At 71.0% G+C, this 14,507-nt stretch carries 13 protein-coding genes and 1 riboswitch; of the genes, 3 read left to right on the forward strand and 10 right to left on the reverse strand.

Translation table 11 applies throughout. The annotated features are described in order from the left end of the window. Positions 1-32: 32 nt before the first annotated feature. Positions 33-1,301: a glycosyltransferase family 87 protein gene (locus tag ACFYQ6_RS01815; protein WP_361570405.1), complete on the forward strand. Its 1,269-nt coding sequence runs from the start codon at positions 33-35 to the stop codon at positions 1,299-1,301. Here the strand turns inward: ACFYQ6_RS01815 and ACFYQ6_RS01820 are convergent. The 5 genes from ACFYQ6_RS01820 to ACFYQ6_RS01840 all read right to left on the reverse strand — a co-directional run bounded on the left by ACFYQ6_RS01820 (position 1,258) and on the right by ACFYQ6_RS01840 (position 6,754). Continuing rightward, the gene (locus ACFYQ6_RS01820; protein WP_361570407.1) at positions 1,258-2,514 is read right to left on the reverse strand and encodes a hypothetical protein; all 1,257 of its coding nucleotides are present in this window, start codon (positions 2,512-2,514) and stop codon (positions 1,258-1,260) included. The genes ACFYQ6_RS01815 and ACFYQ6_RS01820 overlap by 44 nt on opposite strands. Positions 2,515-2,530: 16 nt before the next feature. Then, on the reverse strand, positions 2,531-3,553 hold the full coding sequence (locus ACFYQ6_RS01825; protein WP_388759779.1) for an NlpC/P60 family protein: 1,023 nt from the start codon (positions 3,551-3,553) through the stop codon (positions 2,531-2,533). A gap of 236 nt (positions 3,554-3,789) precedes the next feature. Continuing rightward, positions 3,790-4,815, reverse strand: a complete 1,026-nt coding sequence (locus ACFYQ6_RS01830) for an NlpC/P60 family protein (RefSeq protein ID WP_361570413.1) — start codon at positions 4,813-4,815, stop codon at positions 3,790-3,792. Between the two features lie 297 nt (positions 4,816-5,112). Further along, positions 5,113-6,474, reverse strand: a complete 1,362-nt coding sequence (locus ACFYQ6_RS01835) for an NYN domain-containing protein (protein WP_361572321.1) — start codon at positions 6,472-6,474, stop codon at positions 5,113-5,115. A gap of 37 nt (positions 6,475-6,511) precedes the next feature. After that, positions 6,512-6,754 (reverse strand): hypothetical protein, encoded by a 243-nt coding sequence (locus tag ACFYQ6_RS01840; RefSeq protein ID WP_145802061.1) that lies wholly within the window; start codon positions 6,752-6,754, stop codon positions 6,512-6,514. 152 nt (positions 6,755-6,906) lie between these two features. On the opposite strand from ACFYQ6_RS01840, the gene ACFYQ6_RS01845 reads away from it, so the two are divergent. Together ACFYQ6_RS01845 and ACFYQ6_RS01850 are read left to right on the forward strand one after the other, a co-directional pair. Continuing rightward, positions 6,907-7,677, forward strand: coding sequence for a rhomboid family intramembrane serine protease (locus ACFYQ6_RS01845; protein WP_388759784.1), 771 nt, complete (start codon positions 6,907-6,909; stop codon positions 7,675-7,677). Beyond that, a complete protein-coding gene (locus tag ACFYQ6_RS01850) occupies positions 7,674-7,955 on the forward strand; it encodes an Lrp/AsnC ligand binding domain-containing protein (RefSeq protein WP_326765141.1) in 282 nt (93 codons plus the stop codon). The genes ACFYQ6_RS01845 and ACFYQ6_RS01850 overlap by 4 nt, the downstream gene beginning before the upstream one ends. A gap of 73 nt (positions 7,956-8,028) precedes the next feature. On the opposite strand, the gene ACFYQ6_RS01855 is transcribed toward ACFYQ6_RS01850, so the two are convergent. The 5 genes from ACFYQ6_RS01855 to ACFYQ6_RS01875 form a co-directional block, all read right to left on the reverse strand. Next, a complete protein-coding gene (locus ACFYQ6_RS01855; RefSeq protein ID WP_388759788.1) occupies positions 8,029-9,414 on the reverse strand; it encodes an aminotransferase class V-fold PLP-dependent enzyme in 1,386 nt (461 codons plus the stop codon). 180 nt (positions 9,415-9,594) lie between these two features. Beyond that, a riboswitch (SAM riboswitch) is annotated at positions 9,595-9,712 on the reverse strand. Positions 9,713-9,798: 86 nt separating this feature from the next. Next, the gene (trpD, locus tag ACFYQ6_RS01860) at positions 9,799-10,863 is read right to left on the reverse strand and encodes an anthranilate phosphoribosyltransferase (RefSeq protein WP_361570423.1); all 1,065 of its coding nucleotides are present in this window, start codon (positions 10,861-10,863) and stop codon (positions 9,799-9,801) included. Between the two features lie 123 nt (positions 10,864-10,986). Next, a complete protein-coding gene (locus tag ACFYQ6_RS01865; RefSeq protein WP_361570426.1) occupies positions 10,987-12,612 on the reverse strand; it encodes a cytochrome bc complex cytochrome b subunit in 1,626 nt (541 codons plus the stop codon). Next, positions 12,609-13,661, reverse strand: a complete 1,053-nt coding sequence (locus ACFYQ6_RS01870; protein WP_361570428.1) for a Rieske 2Fe-2S domain-containing protein — start codon at positions 13,659-13,661, stop codon at positions 12,609-12,611. Before ACFYQ6_RS01870 ends, ACFYQ6_RS01865 begins: the two co-directional genes overlap by 4 nt. Further along, complete coding sequence (locus ACFYQ6_RS01875; protein WP_145802047.1) at positions 13,658-14,467, reverse strand: c-type cytochrome; 810 nt, start codon at positions 14,465-14,467, stop codon at positions 13,658-13,660. The genes ACFYQ6_RS01870 and ACFYQ6_RS01875 overlap by 4 nt, the downstream gene beginning before the upstream one ends. Between the last annotated feature and the right edge of the window lie 40 nt (positions 14,468-14,507).

Raw genomic sequence — 14,507 nt, forward strand, 5'->3', positions numbered from 1 at the left:
CCCGCACAGCCTGGGCCTGCATCATGGCGTGCATGACGGTCAGGACGGGTACGAGCGGCCGGGCAGGCCGGGGTCTGTGCCTCGCCGTGTGGGGCCTCACGCGGGCGGTGCTGCTGCTCTGCGTCTTCAAGGTGTTCACGGTGCCGGGCCCCGACGTCACGAGCGACGTCTCGGTGATCTACCGGGGCTGGTACGAGGTGCTCCGCGCCGGTTCGTATCCGCTGGACGACGTCACCTGGCAGTACCCGCCGGCCGCCGCCCTGGCGGTGCTGTCCCCCGGCCTGCTGCCGTTCCTGGAGTACGCCTCCGCGTTCTTCGTCCTCGTCCTCCTGTGTGACGCGCTGGTCCTCGGACTGCTGGTGTACGCGGGCAGCCGTCCGGGCATGCGGAACGCGGGTGCGTGGCTGTGGGTGGCGGGTGTGCCGCTGCTGGGGCCGACGGTCTACGCCCGGTACGACCTGATGGTGACGGCGGTCGCGGTGGCGGCGCTGCTGGCGGGCGTGCGGCACCCCAGGGTGCTGGGGGCGCTGGCCGCCTTCGGGACGCTGCTGAAGGTGTGGCCGGTGCTGCTGCTGGCGGGTACGGCCCGGGGGCGGGCGACGCGGCGGTCCTGGTCCGCGGCGGGGGTGACGGCCGCCGTGCTGGTCCTGGTCTCGGCGGCCGCGCTGCCCGGCGCGTTCGCGTTCCTGACCTTCCAGCGCGACCGCGGACTGGAGATCGAGTCGCTCGGCGCGCTGGTCTTCCATGTGGCGCGGCAGTTCGGCTGGGAGGGCCATGTGGAGCTGCGGTACGGCTCCATGGAGTTCTCCGGTCCGCATGTGGCGCTGGTGAGCACGCTGGCCCTGGCGCTGAGCGTGCTCGCCTTCGGCTGGCTGCTGCTGTGGCGGCTGCGGGCCAGGACGTTCGCGGTGCACACCCCGGCGGACGCCGCGTTCACCGCGGTGCTGCTGTTCACGGTGACCAGCCGCGTCATCAGCCCCCAGTACATGGTGTGGCCGCTCGGGGTGGCCGCGGTGTGCCTGGCGTTCCGGGGCAGCCGGACGGCGCTGCCCGCGTGCCTGGTGCTGCTGGCCACCGGGGTCACCCTGCTGGAGTTCCCGCTCGGCTTCGCCCATGTGGTGGCGAGCGACGGGGAGGGCGTGGCCCTCATGGCCGTACGCAACGGTCTGCTGGTCGCGGCGACGCTGATCGCCGCGCGACGGCTGTGGCGGGACACCGTGCCGGGAGGGCGGCAGGGGCGCGTGGCGGCCGGAGAAGTCAGCCGAGCCGGTCGCGCAGATACTCCCGCCAGCGCGCCGTGAACTCCTGGGGCGTGGTGCCGAGCACCGACTGCATGGCGTGCTCCACCGCCCCGTCCCGACCGGAACGGCTCCCCACGGCCTTGTAGAAGGCGATGAGCTCCTCCTCGCCCCAGTCCCGCGCGATCAGCTCACAGGCCAGCCAGCCGCTCTCGTACGCCCGGGACAGCCGGTCCGCGTCCTCACCGAAGCCGAAGTCCCCGTCCGTGGGCAGGTCCGCGGGCAGGTCGCCGCTCCGCACGGCCTCGGTGAGCTCCGGGGCGAGCTCCTGGGCCGTACGGCTCTCCCCAAGGTAGGCGGCCCGGTCGGCGAAGCCCTCGGAGAGCCAGACCGGGGTGGCGGCCGAGGTGTGGGCGCGCGTCGCGACGTGCGTGGTCTCGTGGGTGAGGACGACCCGCTGCCCGAAGTCGCCGAGCGTGCCGTACGCCTGCGGGTTGACGATCACCCGGTCCGCGGGGGCCCGGCCGCTGCCGCCGACCTTGCCGGTGGTGACGGCGGCCATGCCCCGGTAGCTGGCCACCGGAGAGCCGAGCAGCGCCGCCATGTCGTCCACGGTCTCGGGCACGAGCACCACCACGCGCTCCGCCCAGGGTTCCGGCCAGGCACCGGAGACGGCCGGGACCGCCCGGTCGGCGGTGGCCGCGATGCGGCGCAGCTCCTGGGCCGGGCGGCCGACCCCCAGGACGAGGCTGTGCGTGCCGCGTACGACCTCGACGTCGCCCTGCTGCCAGAGTTGTCCCGGCCCGTCGCCGGCGGCCCGGTCGGCGGAGATGTACCAGCCCCGGGCGTCGCCGCGGCGGACCAGCTCCACCGTGCGGGAGCTGGACATGGGGGCCTTGTCGTAGCCCTCGATCCGGTAGCGCAGCTCGACCTCGGCGGTGACCCGGTCCGCCCCCTCGGCGCTCACGCTCTCGACCCGGTAGGCCCAGGACTCCAGCGGTACGTCGGCGAGGTTGCCCAGCTCGGTGCGCTGGGCCGCGCGGAACGCCGTGGCGCGCGGGTCGAGGGCTGCCAGGTACGCCTCGGTGTCGTGCGCCAGGAGCGCGGCGGCCCGGCGGTCCAGGGCCGCCCCCACCTCCTGGGTGGTGATGCCGCCGGCGGTGTTCTCGGGCGCGGAGCACGCGGGCGCCAGCAGCAGGGCGGCGAGCACGGCACCCGCCGTGCACCGCCGTCCGCGGGTGCGCCCCCGCCCTGCGTCCTGCGCCGTGACAGCCATCCTGCCGATCGTACGGTCAAACGCGCGTGACCGAGGAGACGGGCATCATGCCGACGGGGTCGTAGCGCACCGGGGCGCCGGGGTAGGGGGCGTGGATGACCTGGCCGCCGCCCGCGTACATCCCGACGTGGCTCGCGTCGGCGCGGTAGACGACCAGGTCGCCGGGTTGCGCCTGGGAGAGCGGCACCGTGCGGCCCGCGTACCGCTGGGCCTGCGAGGTCCGGGGCAGGGCGACCCCGGCCTGCGCGTACGCCCACTGCATCAGCCCGGAGCAGTCGAACCCGGCGGGACCGTTGGCGCCCCACACGTACGGCTTGCCGAGTGCCTGCCGGGCCGCCATGAGGGCCGCCAGGCCGCGTGCCGAGCCGGGCCCCGCCACGGGGGGTGTCCCGTCGCGGCCGGAGCGCGAGGCGCGGCCGAGGGACGCGCGGTCGGCGGCGGGCAGCGAGCTCAGCAGCTGCCGGGCGGTGGCCAGCTTGCCCTCCACGGTGCGCTTGTGGCGTGCCACGGCAGCCCGGTCGCGCTCCAGAGCGGCGAGGGCGCCGGCGGCCTCCGCGCGGCTCTGGGCGATCCTGCGCTGTGCCGCGCGGAGCTTGTGCAGTGTCAGTGCCCGGCGCTCACCGGCCCGCTCCAGGGCTGCCGCCCGGTCCAGGTAGGTGTCCGGGTCCGAGGAGAGCAGCAGCGCGACCGAGGGGTCGATGCCGCCGGCGCGGTACTGGGCCACGGCCATCGATCCGAGCGACGCGCGCATCTCGTTGATGTCCTGCTGGGTGCGGGCCGCCGATTCCTGGGCCCTGGCGACCTTGCCGCGCATCCGGTCCATGTTCTCCCGGGCGGCGTTGTAGCGCTCGGTGGCCCGTTCGGCCTCCCCGTACAGCCGGTCGACGGCGGCCCTGGCCGTCTCGCGGGTGTCCTCGGGGGCGGCGCCCGCCGGTGCGGCGCCGAGACCGGCGGCCGCGGTGGCCGCGGCCGCCGACAGGACGGTTGCCCGGACGCCTCGGTTGAGGCCGGGCCGGGTGGGGCGGCGATGCGAGACCACAGGAAGCCGCACTCCCTTCCGCTGTACGCAGATGTGCGCAGCCCCTGCCGCCCGGGAGGGCGGACCGACGACCGGGAGCTGCGCGGCAGCGCAGAGAGTAACCGGACGATCACGCAGTGACCAAAGGCCACGCCGGAACGCGAAGGGGGCACCGTACGGCGGCGCCCCGCCGGTGACCTGGGTCTCCGGCGGGGCGGGGCGTCAGCGAAGGGTGCGGCGATTCGCCCGTTCGGGCGTCAGACGCGCACGCCGAACTGGAAGGAGCCCAGGTACTCCATGGCCTCGTACCGGACGACCTGGCCCGGGTACGGCGCGTGCAGGACCTGGTTGTTGCCCGCGTACAGGCCCACGTGCGAGGTGTTGCTGAAGAAGACCAGGTCGCCCGGCTTGAGGGCGCTGCGGCCGATCCTGACACCGTCGTTGACCTGGGTGTACGTGGTGCGGGTGATCTGGACGCCGGCCTGGGCGTAGGCCCACTGGGTCAGACCCGAGCAGTCGTACGAGTTGGGGCCGGAGCCGCCGGAGACGTACGGCTTGCCGAGCTGGGTGGCGGCGGCCTGGAGGGCGGCGGCACCACGGGCGGACGCGGGGACCTCGTTGCCGAGCTCGACCCGGTCACCGGCGGCACGGCTGGCGCGCTCCTGGTCCTCGGCCATCTTGGCCCGCTCGGCGGCGGTGAGGGTGTTCAGCAGCTTCTGGGCGGCGGCCAGCTTGCCCTGGTACTTCTTCTTGTTCTCGTTCAGCGTCTTGCGGACGTCGGCGAGGTCGGCGAGCTTGCCCTGCGCCTCCTTGCGCTGCTGCGCGAGGGTCCGCTGCTTCGCCTGGATCTTCTGCAGCGACTCGGCCTGCTTGGCCGTCAGCTGGTCCAGCGCGGAGGCCTGGTCGAGGAAGCTGTCCGGGTCCGAGGAGAGCAGCAGCTGGACGGACGGGTCGAGACCACCGGAGCGGTACTGCGCGGTGGCGAGCGAACCGAGCTCGCCGCGCAGGGTGTTGAGCTCGTCCTGGCCGCGGGCGACCTTGTCTTGGAGCGCGTCGGCCTGCTTCTTGAGCTTGTCCTGCTGCTCCTTGGCCCCGTTCGCCTTCTCGGTGGCGACCTCGGCCTCGTGGTAGAGCTTGTCGACCTTCTCCTTGACCTCACTCTTGGTGGGCTTGGGGTCGGCGTGCGCCGCCTGGGAAGTCAGGGCCACGGCTGCGGCGGCGGTCGCGGTGAGCACGGTCACGCGGGTGCGGCTCGGCTGCTTGGGACGACGGTGGGACGCCACGAAGGCGAGCTCCTTCTTCCTCGAGCCGCCTACCGGGTTGTGGGGGGACAGACGTGAATCCCCGGCTCCGTGCACGTCACGGACTCGGCGGTTCCTTCGCCGTCACCCCGGGTGGGCGATCAACCGTGCGAAGGTTCGAGGCCTGACCCTAGTGACCATCTTGTGATCAGTTCAAATCCTCACGAGCAAAATCTCGTCACACCAGGCACTTCTTTACTTTCATCACACTGGGTGTAGCAGCGAGTTGACGGTACGTTCCATAAATTCCGGCAAGTCACTCAAGCCACACAAGACGCCTCAGACACGCGAAAGGCGCTTCAGGAGCAAGACGGACGCGACGGGCCTCGCCCCCGCCTTCGCGACACCGTCGGCGACCTCACGGTCGGTGGAGACCACGACGACGGGTCTGCCCGGCGGTTCGGCGCGCGCCAGCTGCCGGATCAGCTCGTCGGCGGTGACGCCCGCCTTGCTGAAGAGCACGCGCACTCCGCGCGGCGGTGCGAGCAGGACCGGCGCGGCCAGTTCGGCCCCGTCGAAGACGCAGGTCATCTCGGCACCGGTCTGGGCCGCGAGGACCGAGAGTCCGCCCAGGAGGCGCAACCGCTGCTTCTCCAGCGGCATCTGCGGATAGCCTGTCTTGGTGACGTTGTAGCCGTCCACGATCAGATGCGCCTGCGGCAGCGCGAGCAGCTGGTCGAGCAGCGCCGGGTCGGTCTCCGAAAGCGCCCTGGCCGCGATGTCCTTGGGCGACATCCGGCCGGGCTCGACCGCGTCGACGCCGTCAGCGGGCCGGATCGAGGAGGGCGGCAGGGCGAGTTCACGGCGGAGCCCCTGCGCCGCGTCGAGCACGGTGTCCAGGAGCAGCCTGAGGCGCATGTCCTCGACGGAGCGCCCCTCCCTGGCCGCACGGCGCCCGGCCTCGACAGAGGCCTCCGCCTCGGCCAGCCGCGCCTTCAGCCGACGGGTCTCGCTCTCGGCGGCGGACACCTGGGCCGCGGCCTCGGCCCGCACACCGTCGGCCTCCGCACCGGCCTTGCGCAGGGCGGCCTCACCGCGCTTGACCTCGCTGAGGGCGCTGCGCAGCTTGCGGTGCAGCGATTCGGTCTCCTTGCGGGCCGCCTCGAGCTCCGACCGCAGCCGCTCGGTGTCGGCCCTGGTCTGGCCGCGGGCGCGGTCGAGTTCCTCGCGCAGCCGCTCCAGCTCCCGCCGGGTCTCCTCGTCCGCGCGCTCGGCGTGCGCGCGCTGGACCTCCTCGCCGGCCGCCGCCACCAGCTTGACCCAGCCCGACGGCCGCAGCACGTAGGCCGCGGCGGCCACGTCCACGGGATCGGCGGCGGCGGGCGGCGCACCCGACTTCAGCGCGTCGGCCAGCTCCGGCTGGGTCTGGACGACCCGTTCGGCGATGCGCCGGCGGAACGCGGGGTCGCTCTCCAGCGCCGCCGCCATCGCGTTACCCGCGAACTTGGCCCGCCTGCTCGGGGTGAAACGGGCGTACTGCCGGAGCTGGGCGGGGAGTTCGCCGACGGTCAGACCGCCGAAGGCGTCCGAGACCAGCGCCACCACCTTGCGGCGCACGCCCTCCGGCAGGGGACGGTCGAGCGACTCCGCGGTGCCGTCGGCCGCGTCGGCCGGTTCGGCGCCGCCTGTCGGCTGCTCCACCATCCATCACCCCAATATGTCTGTCCGCGCAGCTCCGTCAGGAGTCGGCGCCCGGCCTGGCGACCAGCTCGATCTGGTCCACCGCGTTGCACCAACGGCAGCGCACCGACTCGATGGTCTCACTGACCACCTCGCGCTCCTCGACACTCGACTCCCCGGCCAGGTCGAGATGGACGTACTCCACGACCTTCGACGAGCGGGTCACATCGAAACGGGTGAGGTTGCCGCAGAGCGTGCAGCGCCAGCGGGTCCCGTCCGTCGGCTGGGGAACCGTCGTCATCGTTGCGTCCTCTTTCGTCGTTCGTCGAGTGTGGTGCGTGTCCAGGTCTTCGATCTCGCGGTGCGCCGTCGAACTGCGGATGTCCTGCGGTAACCCTACGGCCTCGCGCATACCTATCGGCACGGCGAGGCGGTCTGTCCCGTTCTCGCCTGGTGCGTCATGCTCTGTACGTGACCGATTGGCGGAAAGTCGACTGGCGGGAGCGGGCCAGGGAGCTCGGAACCGCGGCCAGCGCGGGTGGTGCCCCCGTCACGTACGGGCTCATCGCGCTGTGCTGCGCGGTGTTCCTGGTCAGCCCCCTCTCCGGCTTCAACCCCGTCTACGGCAGTGCCGACAGCCTGCTGGCCGCGCAGGCCGGGTACTTCGAGCGGTGGGGCGTGATCCCCAGCGAGCTCGTGGCCGGCTCCGTGCGCGCGACGCTGACCCCGCTGACCGCGCTCTTCGTGCACGGCAGCTGGCTGCACCTGCTGGGCAACATGCTGTTCCTGTACGTGTTCGGCGCGATGGCCGAGGAGCGGATGGGCCGGATCGAGTTCAGCGTCTTCTACGTCGCGTGCGGCTACTTCGCCCTCGTGGCCTACGCGGTGGTGCACGCGGATTCCGACCAGACCCTGGTGGGAGCGTCCGGGGCGATCTCCGCGGTGCTCGGCGCGTTCCTCTACCTCTTCCCCCGCGCCCGGGTCACCAGCCTCTTCCCCTTCCTGTTCTTCCTGCCGCTGCGCTTCCCCGCCTGGATCGTGCTCGTGTTCTGGTTCGTCCTGCAGTGGCTGGCGGCCCGGAGCGCGGGCAGCGGCCCGGGCGTGGCGTACCTCGCGCACGTCGCGGGCTTCGCGGCCGGGTTCCTCTACGCCTGGGTGCGTTTCCGGGGTGGTACTAGAGTGAAGTCTCCAGCCACGGCCACTGAGGGAGAAAGCCAGCCGTGATCACCGCGATCGTGCTCATCAAAACCAGCGTGGACCGGATTCCCGAGATCGCCGAGGCCATCGCGGCGCTGGACAGCGTCAGTGAGGTCTTCTCGGTCACCGGTACGTACGACCTGATCGCCATGGTCCGGGTGCCCCGGCACGACGATCTGGCCGACGTCATCCCGGGCCGCATCAGCAAGATCCCGGGTGTGGAGGCCACCGACACCCACGTCGCCTTCCGGACGTACTCGCAGCACGACCTCGAGGCGGCCTTCGCCATCGGTCTCGACGCCTAGTACGGCCGACGGCTCCGGCCGGGCGGGGGAGGTGCCTGCCTCCCCCGCCCGGCCGGAGCCGTGTCGTTTCCGTTCAGACCTGGGCCGCGCCGCGGTCGGGGACGCAGCGGCCGTCCTCGGTGCGGTAGGTCCAGCGGGCACCCTTGCCGACGAGCTCCCGGACCGCGCCCAGGAACCGCTCGACGTGCTCGTCCGGCGTACCCGCCCCGAAGCTCACCCGGATGGCGTTGAGCGACCGCTCCCCCGGCGCGGCCTCGGGCGCGCCGCACTCGCCCGGGTCCTGCGGCTCACTGCCGAGCAGGGTGCGCACCAGCGGGTGGGCGCAGAACAGTCCGTCGCGCACCCCGATGCCGTACTCCGCGGAGAGTGCCGCCGCGAAGTGCGAGCTGTTCCAGCCCTCGACCACGAAGGAGATGACGCCGACCCGCGGGGCGTCGTCGCCGAACAGCGAGAGCACCCTGACCTCGGGCACGTCGGCGAGGCCCTCACGGACCCGGGAGACCAGCTGCTGCTCCCGTGCGACGAGCCGGTCGAAGCCCGCCTCCGTCAGGGCCTTGCAGGCGGAGGCGATGGAGTAGACACCGATGACGTTGGGCGAGCCGGCCTCGTGCCGGGCGGCGGTGGTGTGCCACTCGACGTCCACGCCGCCGTCGGCGCGCCGGGCGACCTTGCGGGAGGCGCCACCGCCCGCGAGGTACGGCTCGGCGTCCCGCAGCCAGTCGGTACGGCCCGCGAGCACGCCCGAGCCGAAGGGCGCGTAGAGCTTGTGCCCGGAGAAGGCGACCCAGTCGACGTCCAGCTCCGCGATGTCCACCGGGTGGTGGGGCGCCAGCTGCGCCGCGTCGAGCACGATCCGCGCACCGTGCGCGTGGGCGGCGGCCGCGAGCTCCTTCACCGGCCACAGCTCACCGGTGACGTTGGACGCGCCGGTGACACAGACCAGCGCGGGGCGTGAGCTCGGGGAAGGGGCGCGGCCGGCGAGGGCCTTCTCCAGCGTGGCGACCGCCTGGGCGGGGGTGTGCGGGGCGTCGAGGTAGGTCACCCGGGCGTCACGCCACGGCAGCAGCGAGGCGTGGTGCTCGGTCTCGAACACGAACACCTCGCAGCCGGCGGGGAGCGCGGCGGCGAGCAGGTTGAGGGAGTCGGTCGTCGAGCGGGTGAAGACCACCTGGTCGTCCGCGCGGCAGCCGAGGAACTCCGCGACGGTCACGCGGCTGCTCTCGAAGAGGTCGGTGGAGAGCTGCGAGAGGTAGCCGGCCCCGCGGTGCACGCTGCCGTAGTACGGGGCGTAGGCGGCAACGTCGTCCCAGACCCGCTGGAGAGCCGGAGCACTGGCCGCGTAGTCGAGGGCCGCGTACGTGACATCTCCGCCCGTGACGAGCGGAACGGTGACATCCGCACCCAGAACCGGCAGCGGGGCACAAATGGACTGGTCGACGGCAGCGGTGGAGACAGACATGGCGAACTCCCGTAAGAGGCAGGCGAAATCCTCGCGCCGGCAGTCATGAAGAGACGCGGCAGCGCGTGGAGAGAGAAAAAGGGTGCGCGGAGAAGGGCGTTGAGCCCTATCGCATTCGCTTGCTCACAAGAGGCTCCCTGGGACCAGGACCCCAAGGGGTGGCATCCGACGATGCCGAGGGGCCCGCGCTTGCCGCAGACCTCGCTGCCTGCGGCCTGGTCTTCACCCGGGGCACCCCGCCACGGACGGAGGGTTGCCGGACAGCGGGCCGGGGCCGTAGTCGCTGTCACTCATGACCTGCGCAGCATCTTGCCACAACGGCCGCCACGCGCAGGGGCGCAGTCCGCGATGCGGACTGCGCCCTTCCTCACATCGGGTGCGCCGTCAGGCGTTGCTGGCCGCCACCCAGCGCTCCAGAGCCCGCTTGGCGGCGCCCGAGTCGATCGACTCCGCGGCCCGCACCATCTTGGCCGCCAGCTGCTCGTTCAGCGTGCCCTCGCCCTGGTCCGACGCGACCAGCGCGGCGGCGGAGTTGAGCAGCACCGCGTCACGGACCGGGCCGGTCTCCCCGTCGAGCAGCCGCCGGGCGACGTCCGCGTTGTACGAGGCGTCGGCGCCGCGCAGCGCCTCGACGGGCACCAGCTCCAGGCCGACGTCACGCGGGTCGAAGGTCTCCTCGCGCACGGCTCCGTCGCGGACGACCCAGACCCGGGAGGTCGCCGTGGTCGTCAGCTCGTCCAGGCCGTCGTCGCCGCGGAAGACCAGGGCCGAGTTGCCCCGGCCGGCCAGCACCCCCGCGACGATGGGCGCCATCTTCACGTCGGCCACCCCGATGGCCTGGGAACGCACCCGGGCCGGGTTGGTGAGCGGGCCGAGGATGTTGAAGGTGGTCTGGGTGCCGAGCTCCTTGCGGGCCTTGGCCGCGTACCGGAGAGCCGGGTGGAACTTCACGGCGAAGCAGAAGGTGATGCCCGCCTCCTCGGCGACGGCGACCACGCGCTGCGGAGTCAGCTCCAGGTTCACGCCCAGCTTCTCCAGCACGTCGGAGGCGCCGCTCGCCGAGGAGGAGGCGCGGTTGCCGTGCTTGACGACCTTGGCTCCGGCCCCGGCGACGACGATCGCCGACATGGTGGAGATGTTGACCGTCTTGGCCATGTCGCCGCCGGTCCCCACGATGTCGACCGTGTGGCCGGGCACGTCGATGGTGTGGGCGTGTTCGTACATGGCGCGGACCAGGCCCGTGACCTCGTCCACGGTCTCACCCTTGGCCCGCAGCGCCACGGCGAAGCCGGCGATCTGCACGTCGGTCGCCTCGCCGCTCATGATGCGGTCCATGGCCCACGCGGTGTCGTCCGCGCCCAGGTTCTCGCCGCGCAGCAGGGGGGTCAGCACGCCGGGCCAGGTACGGGCCGCCACGCTGTCGCCGCCGTCCGGGGTCACAACGTTCATGGTCCGCTCCTGGGTCCACAGCCGATACAAGGGTTGTCTCCCACCTTATCCAGGCCCCGGGACAGCGAAGAGCCCCGTCCATCGGATGGACGGGGCTCCTGCTGTGGCGTTCAGCTGAGGTGATCAGTGGTGGCCGTGGCCGCTGGTGATCTCCTTGTACTCCTCGGCGGTGGGCTTGGCGATCTGGTTGTCCTCGCCGTAGTAGCTCTTGCTGAGCCTGACCCGCAGCTTCTGGAGTGCCGACGGCTTGCGCTCGACACCGTTCGCGTCGACCGTCGGGCCGATCTCGAGCGGCTTGTACTGCTCGTGCGCGGTGAGCGTGTGCAGCTGCTCCGGACCGAGCGGCTCGTGGATCTCCACGAACTCACCGTGCGGCAGGCGCTTGATGGTGCCGGACTCGCGTCCGTGCAGCACCTTCTCCTTGTCGCGGCGCTGGAGGCCGAGGCAGATGCGCCGGGTGACGACGAACGCGAGGACCGGGCCGACGAAGAAGGCGATCCGTACGAACCAGCTGATGGCGTTGAGCGACAGGTGGAAGTGGGTCGCCCAGATGTCGTTGCCACCGCCGACCAGCATCACGAAGTAGATCGTGATCCAGGCGACACCCAGACCCGTACGGGTCGGAGCGTTGCGCGGACGGTCCAGGATGTGGTGCTCGCGCTTGTCCCCGGTGATCCAGGACTCGATGAACGGGTAGAGCGCCAGCGCCGCGAGGATCACACCGAAGAGGACCAGCGGGATCAGTACGCCCAGGACCAGCGTGTGGCCCCAGAGGTTGATCTCCCAGCCCGGCATCACACGGACGAAGCCTTCGGCGAAGCCCATGTACCAGTCCGGCTGGGCGCCCGTGGACACCTGGTCGGGACGGTAGGGGCCGAGTGCCCAGATCGGGTTGATCGTGGCGATCGCCGCGATGATCGCGATGAAACCGAAGACCAGGAAGAAGAAGCCTCCGGCCTTGGCCATGTACACCGGGAGCAGCGGCATGCCGACGACGTTCTTGTTCGTGCGGCCGGGACCCGCGAACTGCGTGTGCTTGTGGAAGAAGACCAGGATGAGGTGGCCGACCACGAGCCCGAGCATGATGCCCGGCAGCAGCAGGATGTGGATCGAGTAGAACCTCGCGATGATGTCCGTGCCGGGGAACTCCCCGCCGAACAGGAACATCGAGATGTACGTACCGACGATCGGCATCGACAGGATGGCGCCCTGCGTGAAGCGCACACCCGTACCGGAGAGCAGGTCGTCCGGGAGCGAGTAGCCGGTGAACCCGGTGAACATGCCGAGGACGAACAGCAGGAAGCCGAACAGCCAGTTGATCTCACGCGGCTTGCGGTACGCACCGGTGAAGAACACCCGGAACATGTGCACGAACATGCCGGCGAGGAAGATCACCGCTGCCCAGTGGTGGATCTGCCGGACGAGCAGACCACCGCGGACGTCGAAGCTGATGTCCAGCGTCGAGGCGTAGGCCTCGGACATCCGGATGCCCTGCATCGGCTCGTACGAGCCGTGGTAGATGACCTCGTTCATGCTCGGGTGGAAGAACAGCGTCAGGTACACACCCGTGAGGATGATGATGATGAAGCTGTAGAGGCAGATCTCACCGAGCATGAAGGACCAGTGGTCCGGGAAGATCTTGCGCATGTTGGCCTTGGCCAGGCCGTAGATGCCGAGCCGGCCGTCCGCCCAGTCGGCGACCCGCTCACCGGCGGGCGCCTTGCGCTGTGTTTCCGTCGCAGTACTCATCCGCGCTCCCAGAAGGCAGGACCGACGGGCTCTTCGAAGTCACCGAGCGCCTCGAGGTTGCCCTCGCTGTTCACACCGATCCGCAGCTGCGGAAGGGCGTGACCGGCCGGACCGAAGATGACGCGGGCGCCGTCGGAGAGGTCGAAGGTGGACTGGTGGCACGGGCAGAGCACGTGATGCGTCTGCTGCTCGTACAGGCTGATCGGGCAGCCGACGTGGGTGCAGATCTTGGAGAAGGCCACGATTCCCTCGTGGGCCCACTCGCGCTCGCGCTTGTCCTTGATGTTGTCCGGCTCGATGCGGACGATCATCAGGGCGGCCTTGGCGATCTGCGACTGGAAGTCGTGCGCGTCCTCCTCCAGGCCCTCGGGCATGGCGAAGGTCAGCGAACCGACGACGACGTCCTCGGGACGCAGCGGCTCCATGGTGTTCATGTTGACGAGCAGCTTGCCCTTGGCCCACAGCGTCGAGCGGAGCTTCTTCTCCGGCAGCGGACCCAGGTCGCGCAGCAGCACCACGCCGGAGAGCGGCACCAGGGCCAGCGCGCCGAACATGGTGTTCCGGATCAGCTTCCGCCGGCCGATCGCGGACTCACGGGCGCCGTCCGCGAAGTCGGCCATGACCTTGGCCTTGACCTCGGGCGTCGCCTCGATCGCGTGCCGGTCGTCGGCGACCTCCACGTCGGACATCAGGGTGCGCGCCCAGTGGACGGCACCCGCGCCGATGCAGAAGAGCGCGAGACCCAGGGTCAGACCCAGGGAGAAGTTGAGCGCGCTCACATGCCCGAACGGCCAGATGTAGACGATCTTGTCGACCGGGAAGATGACGTAGGAGGCGATGAAGCCGACCGTCGCCAGCATGGACAGCGTGAACATGAACGCGACGGCCCGCTCGGAGCGCCTCGCTGCCCGCTCGTCGATGTCCTGGATGCGCGGCTTGTGGGCCGGCAGACCGGGGTTGGCGAACGGGTCGTCCGCCACCTTCACCGCGCCGTGCGCGGTGCCCTGCTCGACCGGCAGGTTCTCTTCTGGAATCTGTTGGCTACTCATGACTTCTTGGCCTTAGCGGTGTGGGCCGCGACCCAGACGGCGATGGCGACCAGGCCGCCCAGGCCGAAGATCCAGCCGAAGAGACCCTCACTGACGGGGCCGAGGCCACCGAGCGAGAGGCCACCGGGGGTCTCGGACTCATCACCGTTGACGGTCTTGATGTACGCGATGATGTCTTTCTTCTCCTGCTCCGGCATCGTGGTGTCGGGGAAGGAGGGCATGCTCTGCGGGCCGGTCTGCATGGCCTCGTAGATGTGCTTCGGGCTCACGCCTTCCAGGCTCGGGGCGTACTTGCCGTTCGTCAGCGCGCCGCCCTCGCCGGTGAAGTTGTGGCACTGCGCGCAGTTGGTACGGAACAGGTCGCCGCCCTTGGCCACGTCCGCGCCGGCAGGGTCGACCTGACTCTCGGTCGGCGTGATCGGACCGGCGCCCAGCGACGCGACGTACGCCGCGAGCTGGTCGATCTCGGCCTGGCTGTAGATGACCTTCTTCTTCGGTACCTGGGCGCCCGGCTGCTGGGCCGGCATACGTCCGGTGCCGACCTGGAAGTCGACGGCCGCGGAGCCGACGCCCACGAGGGACGGCCCGTCGGTGGTGCCCTGACCGCCGGATCCGTGGCAGCTGGCACAGCCCACGGAGTAGAGCTTCTTGCCCTCGTCGATGGCGAGGGACTGGGCGGTGTCGTCGGCCTGCGCCTTACCCGCAGGCGCGAACGCGGCGTACAGCCCCCCGGTAGCCGCCAGCGCGAGGAGTAGTACGACGACTGCCGCCAGCGGATGGCGTCGTCGTGCGGAGAGCTTTTTCACGGATTACCCCGGTGTCAGGATCTTCTGCGTCGATGATGGG

Origin of the sequence: Streptomyces sp. NPDC005494 (assembly GCF_042872025.1) — a bacterium.
Classification (GTDB): Bacteria; Actinomycetota; Actinomycetes; order Streptomycetales; family Streptomycetaceae; genus Streptomyces.